The 16,233-nt window shown below is 73.1% G+C and carries 11 protein-coding genes; 5 read left to right on the top strand and 6 right to left on the bottom strand.

Annotated elements, in window-relative coordinates; all coding sequences use genetic code 11:
• The first annotated feature begins 157 nt into the window (after window positions 1-157).
• From ACFYPN_RS21800 to ACFYPN_RS21780, 5 genes are read left to right on the top strand one after another with little or no spacing between them, the layout of a single operon-like run.
• Window positions 158-2,026, top strand: a complete 1,869-nt coding sequence (locus ACFYPN_RS21800; protein ID WP_358756767.1) for an ABC transporter substrate-binding protein — start codon at window positions 158-160, stop codon at window positions 2,024-2,026.
• A gap of 3 nt (window positions 2,027-2,029) precedes the next feature.
• On the top strand, window positions 2,030-3,121 hold the full coding sequence (locus ACFYPN_RS21795; protein WP_358756765.1) for an ABC transporter permease: 1,092 nt from the start codon (window positions 2,030-2,032) through the stop codon (window positions 3,119-3,121).
• Window positions 3,118-4,041: an ABC transporter permease gene (locus tag ACFYPN_RS21790; RefSeq protein WP_358756763.1), complete on the top strand. Its 924-nt coding sequence runs from the start codon at window positions 3,118-3,120 to the stop codon at window positions 4,039-4,041. The genes ACFYPN_RS21795 and ACFYPN_RS21790 overlap by 4 nt, the downstream gene beginning before the upstream one ends.
• Window positions 3,930-5,201 (top strand): ABC transporter ATP-binding protein, encoded by a 1,272-nt coding sequence (locus ACFYPN_RS21785; RefSeq protein WP_389300222.1) that lies wholly within the window; start codon window positions 3,930-3,932, stop codon window positions 5,199-5,201. Before ACFYPN_RS21790 ends, ACFYPN_RS21785 begins: the two co-directional genes overlap by 112 nt.
• Window positions 5,198-6,235, top strand: a complete 1,038-nt coding sequence (locus tag ACFYPN_RS21780) for an ABC transporter ATP-binding protein (protein WP_358756759.1) — start codon at window positions 5,198-5,200, stop codon at window positions 6,233-6,235. Before ACFYPN_RS21785 ends, ACFYPN_RS21780 begins: the two co-directional genes overlap by 4 nt.
• 33 nt (window positions 6,236-6,268) lie before the next feature.
• Here ACFYPN_RS21780 and ACFYPN_RS21775 read toward each other — a convergent pair whose 3' ends face one another.
• From ACFYPN_RS21775 to infB, 6 genes are all read right to left on the bottom strand, one after another.
• Entirely contained in the window at window positions 6,269-7,231 is a 963-nt protein-coding gene (locus ACFYPN_RS21775; RefSeq protein WP_358756757.1) for a bifunctional riboflavin kinase/FAD synthetase, read from the bottom strand.
• 43 nt (window positions 7,232-7,274) lie between these two features.
• The gene (locus tag ACFYPN_RS21770) at window positions 7,275-10,895 is read right to left on the bottom strand and encodes a trypsin-like peptidase domain-containing protein (protein ID WP_389300219.1); all 3,621 of its coding nucleotides are present in this window, start codon (window positions 10,893-10,895) and stop codon (window positions 7,275-7,277) included.
• 291 nt (window positions 10,896-11,186) lie between these two features.
• Window positions 11,187-12,086 (bottom strand): tRNA pseudouridine(55) synthase TruB, encoded by a 900-nt coding sequence (gene truB / locus ACFYPN_RS21765; RefSeq protein ID WP_358756753.1) that lies wholly within the window; start codon window positions 12,084-12,086, stop codon window positions 11,187-11,189.
• A complete protein-coding gene (gene rbfA / locus ACFYPN_RS21760) occupies window positions 12,083-12,526 on the bottom strand; it encodes a 30S ribosome-binding factor RbfA (RefSeq protein WP_358756751.1) in 444 nt (147 codons plus the stop codon). Before rbfA ends, truB begins: the two co-directional genes overlap by 4 nt.
• Window positions 12,527-12,549: 23 nt before the next feature.
• A complete protein-coding gene (locus ACFYPN_RS21755) occupies window positions 12,550-12,846 on the bottom strand; it encodes a DUF503 domain-containing protein (RefSeq protein WP_266709805.1) in 297 nt (98 codons plus the stop codon).
• A 137-nt stretch (window positions 12,847-12,983) separates the two neighbouring features.
• Window positions 12,984-16,115 carry a translation initiation factor IF-2 gene (gene infB, locus ACFYPN_RS21750; protein ID WP_389300215.1) on the bottom strand — a complete coding sequence of 1,044 codons (3,132 nt, stop codon included), beginning with the start codon at window positions 16,113-16,115 and terminating at the stop codon, window positions 12,984-12,986.
• Window positions 16,116-16,233 lie beyond the last annotated feature (118 nt).

Genomic DNA, 16,233 nt, shown 5'->3' with positions numbered 1-16,233 from the left:
CGGTGCGGGCCCTTTGCGTATTCCCGCAGCCCACACGCCGTTTCGGCGACCGTTGACTCCAGTTGGCCGCCGCTGATAAACCTTCGCTTCACCAGTTGGCGAACCACTGCTCAACCCGCCGCCCCACCAGCGAGTCATGACGCGAGGTCGACGTCCCATGGTCACCAGAAGTCCCGTCCGCTCCGCCCGGCCAGGCCATCGTCTGCGCCTCCTCACCGCCTCGGGGGCCGCCGCGCTGGCGCTCGCCGCCGGGTCGCTCGTACCGGGCGCCCCCTCTCCGCTCGCCGTCTCGCCCGCCCACGCCGACGACGGCAGGACGACCCTCACGGTCGCGGTCGCGCAGAGCGTGGACTCGCTGAGCCCGTTCCTGGCCCAGCGACTGCTGAGCACCAGCGTGCTGCGGCTCATGTACGACTACCTGACGAACTATGACCCGAAGGACAGTCACGCCGTCCCGGGTCTCGCCACCAAGTGGGAACCGTCCCCGGACAAGCTGACGTGGACGTACACCATACGGTCCGACGCGAAGTGGTCGGACGGCGAGAAGGTCACCGCCGAGGACGCGGCGTGGACCTTCAACACGATGATGAAGGACGAGGGCGCGGCCACCGCCAACGGTTCCTTCGTCACCAACTTCGACAAGGTGACCGCTCCCAGCCCCGACAAGCTCGTCATCACCCTGAAGAAGCCGCAGGCCACGATGGCCGCGCTCGACGTGCCGATCGTCCCCGAGCACGTCTGGAAGAACGTCACCGACTTCTCGAAGTTCAACAACGACACGAAGTTCCCCATCGTCGGTGACGGGCCGTTCGTCCTGACCGACTACAAGGTCGACAGCTACGTCAAGCTCAAGGCCAACAAGGACTTCTGGCGCGGGGCGCCGAAGTTCGACGAGATCGTCTTCCGGTACTACAAGGACCAGGACGCGGCCGTCGCCGCCCTGCGCAAGGGTGAGGTCTCCTTCGTCGCGGGCAGCCCGAGCCTGACGCCCGCTCAGGCGGCCTCGCTCAAGACCGCCCCGGACATCAAGGTGAACGAGGGCCCCGGCCGGCGTTTCTACGCGCTGGCCACCAACCCCGGGGCGCGTACCAAGGACGGCCAGAAGTTCGGCGACGGCAACCCCGCGCTGCTCGACCAGAAGGTCCGTCAGGCGCTCTTCCTCGCGGTCGACCGGAAGACCATCATCGACAAGGTCTTCCAGGGCCACGCGGTGGAGGGCGCGGGATACATCCCGCCGCGCTTCTCCGCCTACCAGTGGCAGCCCGCGGCCGGGCAGCAGCTGGGTTACGACCCCGCCCGCGCCGCCTCCCTCCTCGACCAGGCCGGGTACCGGAAGAACAGCGACGGCCACCGGGTCGGCAAGGACGGCAAGCCGCTGGACCTGCGCATCCTGTGCCACGCCACCGACCCGAACGACAAGGCGGTCGGCAAGTACCTCCAGGAGTGGTGGGGCGATCTGGGCGTCGGGCTGAAGGTCGACTGCCTCGACAACGTCTCGGACCCCTGGTACGCCGGGGAGTACGACCTCGCCTTCGACGGCTGGTCGGTCAACCCGGACCCGGACTTCGTCCTCTCCATCCACACCTGCGGCGCCCTGCCCGCCAAGGCCAAGGAGTCGGCCGCGACGGACAACTTCATCTGCGATCCGCAGTTCGACGACCTCTACGCGAAGCAGCTGGCTGAGTACGACCCCGCCGCCCGCGCGACGCTCGTCAAGGACATGCAGTCGCGGCTGTACGACACCGGGTACATGAACGTCATGGCGTACCCGAACGCCGTGGAGGCGTACCGCACCGACCAGATCGCCTCCATCACCACCATGCCCTCGGACGCGGGCAACATCTACGGCCAGGACGGCTACTGGAGCTGGTGGTCCGCCGTGCCGGCCGCCTCGGCGAGCGGCTCCTCGGACTCGGGCTCGTCCACCGGGGTGCTCGTCGGCGTCGGCATCGCCGCCGTCGTCCTGGCCGCCGGCGGACTGCTGTTCGCCCGGCGCCGCCGTTCCACCGCGGAGGACCGTGAATAACCGATGAGTACTGACAGCACTCCCCTGCCGGGCTTCGGTCCGGCGGGCGTGGAAGGTGCGGGAACCGCCGGTCCGGCTCAGGCCGGGCCGGCGGTCCGCGCTCCGCACGCCCGGTCCACCACCGCCTACCTCCGCTACGCGGCGGGCAAGCTGGCCGGCGCGGCCGTCTCGCTCTTCGCCGTCCTCGTCACCAGCTTCTTCCTCTTCCGGCTGATCCCCGGCGACCCGGTCAAGCAGATGACCGGCGGACGCCAGGTCACCACCGAGCAGATCGCCGCCATGCGGCGGGAGTTCGGGCTCGACCTGCCGCTCTGGCAGCAGTTCACGCAGTACTGCGGCAACGCCCTCACCGGCGACTTCGGCACGTCGTACCAGTTCCGCGCCCCGGTCATCGACAAGATCACCGAGGCGCTCCCCGCGACGCTGCTGCTCACCGGCACCGCGTTCGTGATCTACACCGTGATCGGCATCTGGCTGGGCTCCCGCTCCGCCTGGCGCAACGGTTCCTTCGGGGACCGCTTCCACACCGCGTTCGCGCTGACCCTCTACTCCGTGCCGTCGTTCTGGCTCGGTCTGCTGCTGATCGTCACGCTCTCGGTCGGCATCGGCCCGATCCCCGGGCTCTTCCCGACCGGCGGTATGGAGTCCGGCGACTCGTCCGGCTTCGGCTACGTCCTGGACGTCGCCCACCACCTGGTGCTGCCCGTCCTCACCCTGGTGGCCGTGGAGTACGCCCGCACCCTGCTGGTGATGCGGTCCTCGCTGCTGGACGAGATGGGCGGCGACTACCTGACGACGGCCCGCGCCAAGGGGCTGCGGGACGACCAGGTCCGCCGCCGGCACGCGGTACCGAACGCGATGCTGCCGACGGTGACGCTGCTCTTCGTCAACCTCGGCAACACCGTCGCCGGTGCCATCCTGGTGGAGACCGTGTTCTCCTGGCCGGGACTCGGCGGTCTCTTCTACCAGGCACTGAGCGTGCCCGACCTGCCGTTGGTGCAGGCGCTGTTCTTCGTCTTCGCCGCTGCGGTGATCCTGATGAACACCCTCGCCGACGTGCTCTATCCGCTCTTCGATCCCCGGGTGGGCCGATGACGACCTCGACGGACGCGCTGGGCCCGGGCAGCGGCCCGCGCGCACTGGCGTGGACCCGCAGGCGGCGGGCCGCGGCCCGCTTCTGGGCGCAGTACCGGACGCACCGGGCCGGGATGGCGGGGCTCGCCGTGCTGGTGGTCATCGCCGTACTGGCGGTGGCCGCGCCGCTGCTGGTGGGGGCCGACTCGAAGAGCGTCACCCAGGCTCCCGGCGGGCCGATGGAACCGCCGAGCGCGGAGTTCCCCCTCGGCACCGACCAGTTCGGCCGGAACCTGCTGGCGCTGCTGCTCTGGGGCGCCCGGGTCTCGCTCACGGTGGGACTGCTCGCGGCCTTCCTCTCGGTGGCCATCGGCACCCTGGTGGGCGTCACCGCGGGTCATTTCAAGGGCTGGTACGGGGCGGTGGCCATGCGGGTCACCGACTGGTTCCTGGTGATGCCGACCCTGGTGCTCGCCATCGCCCTGGCCACCGTGCTGTCGCGGTCGCTGTGGACGACGGTGCTGGCGATCGGCGTGACGACCTGGCCCACCACCGCCCGGCTGGTGCGCGCCCAGACGCTCTCGGTGGAATCCCGCCCCTACATCGAGCGCTCCCGGGCGCTCGGCGGCGGACACGGTCACATCATGAGCCGCCATGTGCTGCCCAACGTGATGCCGATGGTCCTCGCCCAGGCCACCCTGGCGATCTCGACCGCCATCCTCACCGAGGCGACACTCGCCTTCCTGGGGCTCGGAGATCCGACGATCGTGTCCTGGGGCGGTCTGCTCCAGGACGCCCGCGAGGCCGGGGCCGTCAGCTCGGGCGACTGGTGGTACCTCGCCCCGCCCGGACTCGCCATCGCGCTCGTCGCGCTCGCCTTCACCCTGTGCGGCCGGACCATCGAGTCCGTGCTCAACCCCAAACTGGGGGTACCGCGTTGAGCGCCCCCGAGGAACGGACCAGCATGACAGCCACGGTGTCCGGCGGGCCCCTGCTGGAGGTACGCGACCTGCGTGTCACCTACGGCTCCGGGGCGCCGGCCGTGCCCGCCGTACGCGGCGTGGACCTGCGGGTCGACGCCGGGCAGAAGCTCGGCATCGCCGGGGAGTCGGGGTGCGGGAAGTCGACGCTGGCGCTCGCGCTGCTGCGGCTGCTGCCCGCCTCGGCCACCCTGAGCGGCGAGATCCTGCTGGACGGCGAGGACGTCCTGACGATGAAGTGGGGCCGGCTGCGGGCGGTCCGCTGGGCGGGGGCGTCCATCGTCTTCCAGGGGGCGATGCACTCCCTCAACGCGGTACACCGGGTCGGCGACCAGATCGCCGAACCGATCCTGCTGCACCAACGGGCGACCCCGGCCGCCGCCCGTACCCGCGCCGGTGAGCTGCTGGAACAGGTGGGTCTGCCGGCGACCCGGGCGACTGCCTACCCGCACGAGCTCTCCGGCGGCCAGCGGCAGCGCGTCATGATCGCCATGGCGCTCGCCTGCTCCCCCCGGCTGATCGTCGCGGACGAACCGACCACCGCCCTCGACGTGATGATCCAGGCCCAGATCCTCCGGCTGATCGAACAGCTCGTCGCCGACCAGGACCTCGGGCTCATCATGATCAGCCACGACCTGGCGGTGCTCTCCGACACCTGCGACCGGCTCGCGGTGATGTACGCGGGCCGGGTCGTGGAGGAGGGCCCGGCCCAGGAGGTGTACCGGCACGCCCGGCACCCGTACGGGGCCGCGCTCTCCGCCGCCTTCCCGCGCATCGGCGACCCCGCCTCGCGCCACGCACCGCGCGGGCTGCCCGGCGATCCCCCGGACCCGGCGGCGCTCCCCTCCGGCTGTGCCTTCCACCCCCGCTGCTCGGCGGCGCTCGACTCCTGCGCCGAGGAGGACCAGTGGCTCCGGGACGCGGGGCCTGGGCGGCGCGCCGCCTGCGTCCTGGTGGGCCCGGCCACCGCACCCGCCACGGCCCCCGCCCCCGCCCCCGCCGAAGAACCCGCCGCGCAAGCGCCGGACGTGGGGGTGGCACGCGTGGAACCCGCCGAGGGCACCGGTACGGCCACGGGCACGAGCGAACCAGGAGCAGAGGAAGCGAGGAGCGCCCCATGACGACCACTCCGGCGACGCCCGTCCCCACGGCGGCCACGCCCCTGCTGAGCGCCGAAGCGCTGGAGGTCACCTTCCCCGGCCGCCGGGGCGCCGCGCCCGCGCGGGCCGTGGACGGGGTGGCGCTCGACATCCGGCCCGGCGAGATCGTGGCCCTGGTCGGCGAGTCGGGGTGCGGCAAGACGACGCTCGCCCGCTCGCTGCTGGGCCTGGTGGCACCGACCTCGGGCCGGATCACCTTCGAGGGACGGCCGCTGGACCTCTCCGCCCGTGCCATGAAGGCGTACCGCAAGCGCGCCCAGCTGGTGCTCCAGGACCCCAGCGGTTCCCTCAACCCCCGCCACACGGTGTACGACGCGGTGGCGGAGGGGCTGCGCATCCACGGCCACCGGGGCGACGAGACCGCGGCGGTGGCCGGGGCGCTCTCCCGGGCCGGACTGCGGCCCCCGGAGCGGTTCTTCCTGCGCTATCCGCACGAGCTCTCGGGCGGCCAGCGCCAGCGCGTCGTGATCGCCGGGGCGCTGGTGCTGGAGCCCGAACTCCTCGTCGCCGACGAGCCGGTGGCCTCGCTGGACGCCTCGGTGCGCGGGGAGATCCTGGCGCTGCTGCTGCGGCTGAGGGACGAACTCGGCCTCTCGGCACTGATCGTGACCCACGATCTCGGGCTCGCGTGGAACATCGCGGACCGGGTGGCGGTGATGTACCTGGGGCGGATCGTGGAGACCGGAGCGGTCGAACAGATCCTGACGGCCCCCCGGCATCCCTACACCCAGGCGCTGCTGTCGGTGCTGCCGGAGGCGCCGGGCGAGCCGGTGGTGCTGGCCGGCGAGGCACCGGACCCCTCGAACGTGCCGGGGGGATGCCGGTTCCACGTCCGCTGCCAGGTGTTCGCCTCGGGCGAGGCCGAGCGGGCGGGGGTGGCGGACGCCTGCCGGACGGAGGATCTGCCGTTGCTCGGCGGCGGGGGCGAGGGACAGGTCGCCTGTCACTGGGCCCGAGCGACCGCCGGTGAGGAGCCGGCCGCGGCTCCGGCGTAGTCGGGGCGGGCAGCGGGAGGGCCGGGTGCGGCGTCAGGCGCCGCGCTCGGCCTCGTACGCGGCGATCAGCTCGGAGCACCGCTCGACGTCGGCGGCCATCGCCACCAGCAGGTCGTCGACGGAGTCGAACTTCAGCATTCCGCGCACGTAGGCGAGGAAGTCCACCGCCGCGTGCATGCCGTACAGGTCGAGCCCGATCCGGCCGATGGCGTACGCCTCCACGGTCCGCTCGACACCGTCGAACTGCGGGTTGGTGCCGACCGAGATCGCGGCGGGCATGCACTCGCCGGCCACATTGAGCCAGCCCGCGTACACGCCGTCGGCGGGGATCGCGCTGTGCGGGACGGTCTCGACGTTGGCGGTGGGGAAGCCCAGGTCGCGGCCGCGCTGCGCGCCGCGCACCACGATGCCCTCGACCCGGTGCGGGCGGCCGAGGATCTCGGCTGCCCCGGAGACGTCGCCCTCGGCGATCAGCCGACGGGTGAGCGTGGAGGAGAACGGCAGTCCGTCGCCCGCCTCTCCGCTGACGAACAGGTCGATCACCTCGACGGCGTAGTCGTAGGTGGCGCCCAGTTCGGCGAGGAGCTCGACGTTGCCCGCCGCCTTGTGGCCGAACCGGAAGTTCGGGCCCTCGATGACGGTCCGCGCGTGCAGCCGGTCGACCAGCACCTTCACGATGAAGTCGGCCGGTGCCAGCTTCGAGAACTCCAGGGTGAACGGCAGGATGAGCAGCGCGTCGACGCCCAGCTCCGCCATCAGCTCGGCGCGGCGCAAGTGCGGGGCGAGCAGCGGCGGGTGGCTGCCCGGACGGACGACCTCGCTGGGGTGCGGGTCGAAGGTCACCACGACGGACGGGACACCCAGCTCACGGGCGCGTGCCACCGCCCGGCCGATGATCAGCTGGTGCCCTCGGTGCACCCCGTCGTAGGACCCGATGGTGACGACGCTGCGTCCCCAGTCCTCGGGGATGTCCTCCAAGCCGCGCCAGCACTGCACCGTGACCGCTCCTCGCCCGAACCTGTGTACGTGAGTATGTGGATTACGCAGGTCTAAGACTGCCATGCTCGTGCCCGGCCGACTGCATCGGCACCTTCATCGTGCGGCGGGAGACCGTCAGGTGCTCCAGGGCCGCCCGGGCCCCGGGGCCCACGACCGCCGCCCACTCCTCGGGAGCGGCGGCCAGCCAACGGCAGACCATCGCGGCGAATCCCGGCGCACCGGTGGCGAGTTCGACCAGCTCGCGGTCGAACCGGTCGGCGCCCCGGGCCGACCGGACGAGGAGCGTCCCGGTCCGGTGCACCAGGGCGCGGGTACGGGCCTCGGGGCGCCGCGCCGAACCGGCCGCGGCCGCCCGGAGCAGGGCGAGCAGCACCTCCGGGTCACGGCCGGTGGTCTGCTCGTACTCCATCAACGTCTCCAGCAGCTCGGCCCGGGCGGGCCGGGACGCCGGGCTCCCCCCGGGGACGAGCGTCCGGACCAGCGCCGTGCGGACCGGGGCCGGCACGGGCGGGTCCCGGAGCAGCGAGGCGACCAGCGGGAGCAGCAGCGCGCGGGCCGCCGCGCCCTGCTCCAGCCGCCGGTCCACCAGGGCGGCGACCCGCGCGCCGGCGGAGCCTTCGCCGTCCCCGGAGTGCTGGATGTAGGTGCGGACGAGTCCGGCGGTGTGCAGCGAGAGGGCCGGCAGGTCCAGGGCGGCCAGCTCGGCGAGCGCCTTGCCCGCCTCCTCCCCCGGTCGGGACAGCCGGTCGCGGAGGGCGGCCAGCGCGGGTTGCGGGGAGCACTGCAGCACCTCGGCGACGAGCGCGGTCGGGAAGCCCGGTGCGCCGTCGGCGTAGGCCCGCAGTGCCTGGGTCAGCCACCGGTCCCGGGTCTCCGGCTCGCGCACGAGCAGTGCGAGCGCCGGGCCGTGCAGCGGGGTGTCCTCCGTCCGCCCCAGCAGGGCGAGGGCGGCGGCGCGGAGCAGCGCCCGGTCCTCGGGGTCCTCGGCCCGGCCGAGGACGACGCCGGCGTAGCGCGCGGCGGCGGCCCGGCGCTCGGGCCGCTCGTCGTCCCGGGCCCAGCGGGCCACGGCGCGGCTCAGCGTGGCGGGCTCGTCCTCGGCGAGGGCGAGGAGGAGCTCCGCGGCGCACGGGTGCGGGGTGTCCACCAGGGCCTCGGGCAGGTCGTCCGGGGCGAGGTCCCGTCGCGCGAACAGCAGCGTCTGCGCGACCGTGGCGACGGTGGGCCGCCGGTCCGGCGGGTCGTCCGCGACGGCGTCGGAGGCGTCGGCGCACAGCGGGCGCTCGTCGATGAACCACCCGCAGAGCAGCCGTCGCACCACCGCCGGGTCGTCCGTCAGCAGGCGGTCCACCGCGTCGAGGTAGCTCTCCCGGCCGTCGCGGCCCCCGGTGCCTTCGGCGGGCATCACCATCCGCAGCAGATCGACCCGGTCCTCCACGGGCAGCCGCAGCAGTTGCCAGAACCAGGGGTCGAAGGCGGCGTACGCCCCGCTGCGTACGGCTCCGCCCGGGGCGGCGGCCCGGGTGATGCGCCCGGCGAGCACCCGTAGCACCCCGGCGTACGGACGGGCGTCGACGACCTTGAGCAGCGTCTCGCGCAGCAGGCGGGCGGCCCACCACGCGGCGTCCATGAGGCCGGGGCGGGCGGGTCCGTCGTCCGGGGCGCGGGCCCCGAGGCGGTCCAGCGCCTCGATCAGATCGGCCATCCGGTGCGCGAGCGCGGCGTCGCCGTGGCGCCGGCCGGCCAGCAGCAGCGCCTGGACGACCGGCCCGATGCGGTGGCGGGGCACGGGCAGGTGTGGCGAAGGTGCCGACCCGCCGGCCGCCCCGGCGGCGGGCCGGTCGTCGGCGTGCCGGCGGTGCACCAGGAAGTCGAGGGCCGCGTCCAGGTCGAGGTGGGCGCCCTGCACCCAGTCGCCGACCTCCTCGTGGGCGAAGCGGTAGCCCTGCCCGGCCGGCACGAGGAGTCCCTCGGTCAGGACGGCGGAGGCCCAGCCGGTGCGCCGGGGGAAGAGTTCCTCGAAGGCATCCCGGTCCAGCTCCCCCTGGCCCGTCCCCAGGCACCGGCGGGCCGCCTCGTGCACCTGGCCCGCCACCCGCGCGGCGAGCCTGCGTACGGCGGTGCCGCCCATGGGCGGATCGGCGGGCGCCGCGATCCGCAAGGCCACCCGGGCACAGGTCAGGTCGAGGTGGGCGGCGAAGACGTCCTCGGTGTCCGGGCAGCCCGGTACGTCGGGCGGCAGCACCGCACGGACCTCGGCGAGGAGCCGCAGGGTCAGCGGGTGGTGGTCGTGGCCCGCGGCGACAGCACCGTCCGGGATGCCGTACCGCTCCCTGGCCAGGGCTGCCCGGGCCTGGTCGAGATCGGTCAGCGGCAGGGCGGGAGGCAGGCCGACGGCGGGGTGTGCGGGGTGGTGCAGGACGCCCGGCGGGTGGAGTGGCCCCGCCGTCTCCCAGTGCTCGGGGCGGCAGGCGACCACCATGCGGACCTCGTGCGCGCGGAGCCAGCCGGCGGTGGCGGAGGTCCATGCGGTGAGCCGATGGGCGAGGACGGGCGGCATCTCCTCGGGCCCGTCCAGCAGGACGAGCAACGGCCGCCCGGCGGAGGCGGCGAGGGCGGCGATCCGTTCGGGGGTGGCTGCGGCCGTCCCGTCCGGGACGGCCGGCCCGTCCGCCGCGCCCACGACGCGGGCCGCCCGGTCCAGTGTCCGGGCGACGGCATCGGCCACCGAACGGTCGTCGGCCCGCAGATCGGCGCCGCGCAGCCAGAGGGTGGGTGCGCGGACGTCCGCCTCCGCGCGGCGGGCGGCGAGGGCGGCGAGCTCGGTGGTGCGGCCGGTGCCGGGGGCGCCGACGAGACCGAGAACGGCGGCCGTACCGCTCCCGAAGGCGTCGAGCTCCGCGGCGACGTCCTCGCGCTCCACGGGTGCCGGCCCCCGCTCGGCGGCACGGACCGTGCCGACGGAGGTGGCGGCGGAGACGGAGGTGGCGGTGAGCTGGAGGGCGCCCCCCAGGTTGAGGTCGGGGCCGTAGCCGGGAACGGTGAGGGTGTTCCGTCCCAGCAGCTCGTCGAGCGGGCCGCCGTCGCCGGGGTGCAGCAGCACGGCGAGTCCCGCCGCCTCGTGTCCGGCGCGCAGCGCCGGACAGAGAACGCCGAGGACCGCTCCGGTGCGCGGGTCGGTGACGGGGCCGCCGATCGCGGCGCCGCCGGAGCGCAGCGCGTCCCGGCCGTCCGTGCCGACGGCGAGCTCCAGCGCGGCGGCCACCCGGTGCCCGCGGCCGTCGCGGGTGGTGTAGGTGGCCGGGGTGGTGCCGAGTACGCGGGCCTGACGGATGCCGTGCGCGGCGATGTGGACGTACGCTCCCGGCTCCGCGCGTTCGGGCGCCGCGATGGGCAGGGGTTCCAGGCCGAGCGCGACGGTGTCCCCGGTGTGCAGCAGAGCGAGGCCGAGGGCGGGCAGCGGGAGGATGTCGCCGGGATCCACCGGGCGGGTGACACCGCCCGGCCCGTGCAGGACGAGTGGCCCGCCGCCGGGAACGCAGTCGAGGACCTGGTGACTGGTCACCACGGTGCCCCGGTCGTCGGCCAGGAACCCGGTGCCCCGGGGCCGGCCGGCCTGGTCGCAGATCCTCACCAGCGTCGTACGGTCCCCGCTACCCATGGTTCCGAAGGTAGGCGGGCCGAGCCGGACCTCTAGGCCAGAACGGGTGAATGCGCCCCTTCGCGCCCCTGATTCACTCCGAGCGCCCGTCCATTGGGGTGAGTTCGGGGGTCTCCATGGACAGAGTGCTCGGCGGAGGGGGTTCGTGGAGAGCGGGGGGCCTGCTCCACGACAGCGGCCTGTTTCCCGTCCGGTGGACACCGGGCGGGAAACAGGCCACGCGAAGAGAGCCGTACGGGAGCACGGCCGGAGCGGAGACGGCTCCGGCGGGGACGCCTCGGCGGAGACCGCTCAGGCGAAGACGGCGAGGCTCTTGGCCTTGCCCTTCTCCTCCTCCACCAGCACGAGGAAGGTGCCGTCCGGCCCGAAGACGGCGACCGGACCGGGCGGGTACGCCGGCATGTCCAGCCGGACGCCGTTGAGCAGCAGCTTGGCGCGCTTCTCGTCCACGTCCCAGCGGGGGAACGCCGACGCGGCCGCCTCGGCCACCGGCATCACGGTCAGCTCCTGCTGGTGCTGGTCGAGCGTCCGGGCCGCGTCGATGCCGTACGGGCCGACCCGGGTGCGCCGCAGCGCGGTGAGGTGACCGCCGACACCGAGCCCGGCGCCGAGGTCCCGGGCCAGGGCCCGGATGTACGTCCCCGACGAGCAGACGACGGAGACGACCAGGTCCATGACCGGGGTGCCGTCCTCCGCGACCGCCTCGCGGACGTCGTAGACGCGGAACGAGGAGACCGTCACCGGACGGGCCGGGATCTCGAACTCCTCGCCGCCGCGCACGCGCGCGTAGGACCGCTTGCCGTCGATCTTGATGGCGCTGACCTTGGACGGGACCTGCATGATCGGTCCGCTCAGCGCGGCGACCCCGGCGTCGATGCCCTCACGGGTGACCGCGGAGGCGTCGGTGGACGAGGTGATCTCGCCCTCGGCGTCGTCGGTGACGGTGTCCTGGCCGAGCCGGATCGTACCGAGGTACTCCTTCTCGGTGAGCGCGAGGTGGCCGAGCAGCTTGGTGGCCCGCTCCACGCCGAGCACCAGCACCCCGGTCGCCATCGGGTCCAGCGTGCCGGCGTGGCCGACGCGGCGGGTGCGGGCGATGCCGCGCATCTTGGCGACGACGTCGTGCGAAGTGAAGCCGGACGGCTTGTCGACGATGACAAGGCCGTCCGGCGTTTTGATCTGCTCTGTCATGCGGAGGTGTCGTCCTCGTCCTCCGGCTTGCGGTACGGGTCGGCGCCACCGGCGTACGTGGCGCCCGAGGACGCCTCGCGCACCTTGGCGTCCGAGGCCCGCACCTGGTCGAGGAGGTCCTCGATCGCCTTGGCGTTCTCCGGCAGGGCGTCCGCCACGAAGGCGAGGGTGGGGGTGAACTTCGTCCCCGCCGCCGCCCCTACCGCCGACCGGAGCACGCCCTTGGCGCTCTCCAGGCCCGCCGCAGCGCCGGCCCGCTCCTCGTCGTCGCCGTAGACCGTGTAGAAGACCGTGGCCTCCCGCAGGTCACCGGTGACGCGGGTGTCCGTGATCGTCACGTGGGTACCCAGCCGGGGGTCCTTGATCCCGCGCTGCAGTTTCTCGGCGACCACCTGCTGGATGAGGTCCGCCAGCTTCTTCGCCCGCGCGTTGTCGGCCACTGGTCCGTCTCCTTCTGCCTTGCTCAATCGTCTTCGTCGCTGTGCAGCCGCCGCCGTACGGACAGCAGCTCCACTTCCGGCCGGCCGGCGACGAGTCGCTCGCACCGGTCCAGAACGTCTGTGAGGTGCCGGGTTTCCCCGGAGACCACGGCGAGGCCGATTTCGGCCCTGCGATGGAGATCTTGATCGCCCGTCTCCGCCACGCTCACCGCGAATCTGCGCTGGAGCTCGGCGACGATCGGCCGGACGATGGAACGCTTCTCCTTCAACGACCGTACGTCGCCGAGGAGGAGATCGAAGGACAGAGTCCCCACATACATGGATGCCCGGATGTCCCGCCGGTTCGGGTTCGCGTCCTGCTCACGCTCGGCAGGAACACCAGAACCGTACCGGAACGGCCGGGGCCGGTCGACGGGAATTCTCACCCGCCGACCGGCCCCGACTGTTGAGGTACGGGTCAGCCTCGCGGCTTCTCGCGCATCTCGTACGTCGCGATGACGTCGTCGATCTTGATGTCGTTGAAGTTTCCGAGGTTGATACCGCCCTCGAAGCCTTCGCGGATCTCGGTGACGTCGTCCTTGAAGCGGCGCAGACCGGAGATGTTGAGGCTCTCCGCAATGACCTTGCCGTCGCGGAGCAGGCGCGCCTTGGTGTTGCGCTTGACCTCGCCGGACCGGACCAGGACACCGGCGATGTTGCCCAGCTTGGACGAGCGGAAGACCTCGCGGATCTCCGCCGTACCGAGCTCGACCTCTTCGTACTCCGGCTTGAGCATGCCCTTGAGGGCCGCTTCGATCTCTTCGATCGCCTGGTAGATGACCGAGTAGTACCGGACGTCCACGCCTTCGCGCTCGGCCATCTGCTGCGCGCGCCCTGCGGCCCGCACGTTGAAGCCGATCACGATGGCGTCGGAGCCGGTCGCCAGGTTGATGTCCGACTCGGTGACCGCACCCACACCGCGGTGCAGGATCCGGATGTCGACCTCGTCGCCGACGTCGAGCTGGAGCAGCGAGGACTCGAGAGCCTCCACCGAACCGGACGCGTCGCCCTTGATGATGAGGTTGAGTTCCTGGACCAGACCGGCCTTGAGCGCCTCGTCGAGGTTCTCCAGGGAGAACCGGACACCCTTGCGGGCGAAGTTGGCGTTGCGCTCACGGGCCGCACGCTTCTCGGCGATCTGCCGGGCCGTACGGTCTTCGTCGACGACCAGGAAGTTGTCGCCGGCACCCGGGACGTTGGTGAGACCGAGGACGAGGACGGGGGTCGAGGGACCCGCTTCCTCGACGTTCTCGCCCTTGTCGTCGAGCATGGCGCGGACTCGGCCGTAGGCGTCGCCCACGACCATCGTGTCGCCGACCCGCAGCGTGCCTCGCTGCACCAGGACGGTGGCGACGGCACCGCGACCGCGGTCGAGGTGGGACTCGATCGCAATACCCTGCGCGTCCTGCTCCGGGTTGGCCCGCAGGTCGAGCGAGGCGTCGGCAGTGAGGACGACGGCCTCCAGCAGCGACTCGATGTTGAGACCCTGCTTGGCGGAGATGTCGACGAACATGGTGTCGCCGCCGTACTCCTCGGCCACCAGCCCGAACTCGGTGAGCTGACCGCGCACCTTGACCGGGTCGGCACCCTCGACGTCGATCTTGTTGACCGCGACCACGATCGGCACGTCGGCCGCCTTGGCGTGGTTCAGCGCCTCGATCGTCTGGGGCATCACACCGTCGTTGGCCGCCACCACGAGGATCGCGATGTCGGTCGACTTCGCACCACGTGCACGCATGGCGGTGAACGCCTCGTGACCCGGGGTGTCGATGAAGGTGATCTTCCGGTCCTCGCCGTTGACCTCGGCGGAGACCTGGTAGGCACCGATGTGCTGCGTGATGCCGCCGGCCTCGCCCGCAACGACGTTCGTCTTGCGGATCGCGTCCAGCAGTCGGGTCTTACCGTGGTCGACGTGACCCATGACGGTCACGACCGGCGGACGGGCGATGAGTGCTTCCTCGCCACCCTCGTCCTCGCCGAACTCGATGTCGAAGGACTCGAGCAGCTCGCGGTCCTCCTCCTCGGGGCTGACGATCTCGAGGACGAAGTTCATCTCGTCCGCGAGGAGTCGCAGCGTCTCGTCGGAGACGGACTGCGTGGCGGTGACCATCTCGCCGAGGTTCATCATCACGCCGACGAGCGACGCCGGGTTGGCGCCGATCTTCTCGGCGAAGTCGGTGAGGGAGGCACCGCGCGACAGACGGACGGCCTGTCCGTTGCCGCGAGGGAGCATGACGCCGCCGACCGACGGGGCCTGCATGGCCTCGTACTCCTGGCGCCTCTGCCGCTTCGACTTGCGACCACGACGCGCCGGACCGCCGGGACGGCCGAACGCACCCTGTGTGCCACCACGGGCACCGGGGCCGCCGGGACGTCCACCGAAGCCGGGACGACCGCCGAAGCCGCCGCCGCCGCCGGGACGACCGGCACCGCCGCCGCCACCGGGACCGGCCGGACGGCCGGCGAAGCCGCCACCGCCGCCGCCACCGGGACGACCCGCGAAGCCGCCGCCGCCGCCGGGACGACCGGCACCGCCGGCGCCGCCGGGACGACCCGCACCGCCGGTGCCGGGACCACGGCCACCGCCGGGGCCACCGCCGGGACGCGGACCCGCAGCGGGACGCTGCGGCATCATGCCGGGGTTCGGACGGTTACCGGCGGGAGCGCCGGGACGCGGAGCCTGCGGGCGGGGCATGCCGCCCGGGCTCGGACGGGCACCGCCCTGGGCACCCTGCGGACGCGGGGCGCCGCCGGGACCACCGGTGTTGCCCTGGGGGCGCGGGGCGCCGGGGCGCTCCTGACCACCGGGGCGCGGCGCACCAGCCGGACGGGGCGCCTGGGGGCGCGCCATGCCGGTGGTACCGCCGGAGGTGAAGGGGTTGTTGCCCGGACGGGGACCGGCCGGACGGGTGCCGCCGGGACGCGGGGCGCCCTGACCGGCAGGACGCGCGGGGCGGTCGCCGCCACGCTCGCCGCGGTTGTCGCGCTGACCGCCGTCACGGCTGTCGCGCGGGCCGGCGTCACGCTGACCGCCGGCCGGGGCCGGACGGGCGGGACGCGGACCCGGGGTGGCACCCGCGGGACGCGGGGCCTGGGACTGCTGGGGCGCGGCCGGCTGGGCCGGCTCCGGCGCCGAGAACTCGGCGACGGGGACCGGGGTCACCGGGGCGGGCCGGGGAGCCGGACGCGGACCCGGACGGGGACCGGCCGACGGGGCGGCCGGAGCCGCCGGGGTGCTTGCCTCGGGCGCGGCGGCCGGCTTGGGAGCCGGTGCGCCGGGCTTGGGGCCGACGGGGCGTGCCGCAGCGGCCGGGGAGGGCGCCGCGGGCTTGGCGGGGGCAGCCTTGCGAGGCGCTCCCGGCTTGGCAGCGGACTTGCCGGCGTTGCCGCCGGGCCCCTGCAGTGCGTCAGTCAGCTTGCGTACAACCGGCGCCTCGATCGTCGAGGACGCCGAACGGACGAATTCACCAAGTTCTTGGAGCTTGGCCATGACGACCTTGCTCTCGACGCCGAACTCCTTGGCGAGTTCGTAAACCCGGACCTTAGCCACATTGCTCCTTTTAGGTCCGGGTTACCGCCGGACCGTCGCTACTTCATGGGCGTACTCATCGCGTACTCATCGAGTGCTCATCGCAATCTCGACCTACTTCCAACTCGCGAGGTACCTG

The organism is Streptomyces sp. NPDC005576, from assembly GCF_042871745.1.
Taxonomy (GTDB): Bacteria; Actinomycetota; Actinomycetes; order Streptomycetales; family Streptomycetaceae; genus Streptomyces.
This window is presented reverse-complemented; position numbering and strand designations above follow the sequence as displayed.

Coding starts and splice junctions, on each gene's coding strand:
- ACFYPN_RS21800 (WP_358756767.1), top strand. CDS start 158: ATGGTCACCAGAAGTCCCGTCCGCTCCGCCCGGCCAGGCCATCGTCTG.
- ACFYPN_RS21795 (WP_358756765.1), top strand. CDS start 2,030: ATGAGTACTGACAGCACTCCCCTGCCGGGCTTCGGTCCGGCGGGCGTG.
- ACFYPN_RS21790 (WP_358756763.1), top strand. CDS start 3,118: ATGACGACCTCGACGGACGCGCTGGGCCCGGGCAGCGGCCCGCGCGCA.
- ACFYPN_RS21780 (WP_358756759.1), top strand. CDS start 5,198: ATGACGACCACTCCGGCGACGCCCGTCCCCACGGCGGCCACGCCCCTG.
- ACFYPN_RS21770 (WP_389300219.1), bottom strand. CDS start 10,895: ATGGGTAGCGGGGACCGTACGACGCTGGTGAGGATCTGCGACCAGGCC.
- truB (WP_358756753.1), bottom strand. CDS start 12,086: ATGACAGAGCAGATCAAAACGCCGGACGGCCTTGTCATCGTCGACAAG.
- ACFYPN_RS21755 (WP_266709805.1), bottom strand. CDS start 12,846: ATGTATGTGGGGACTCTGTCCTTCGATCTCCTCCTCGGCGACGTACGG.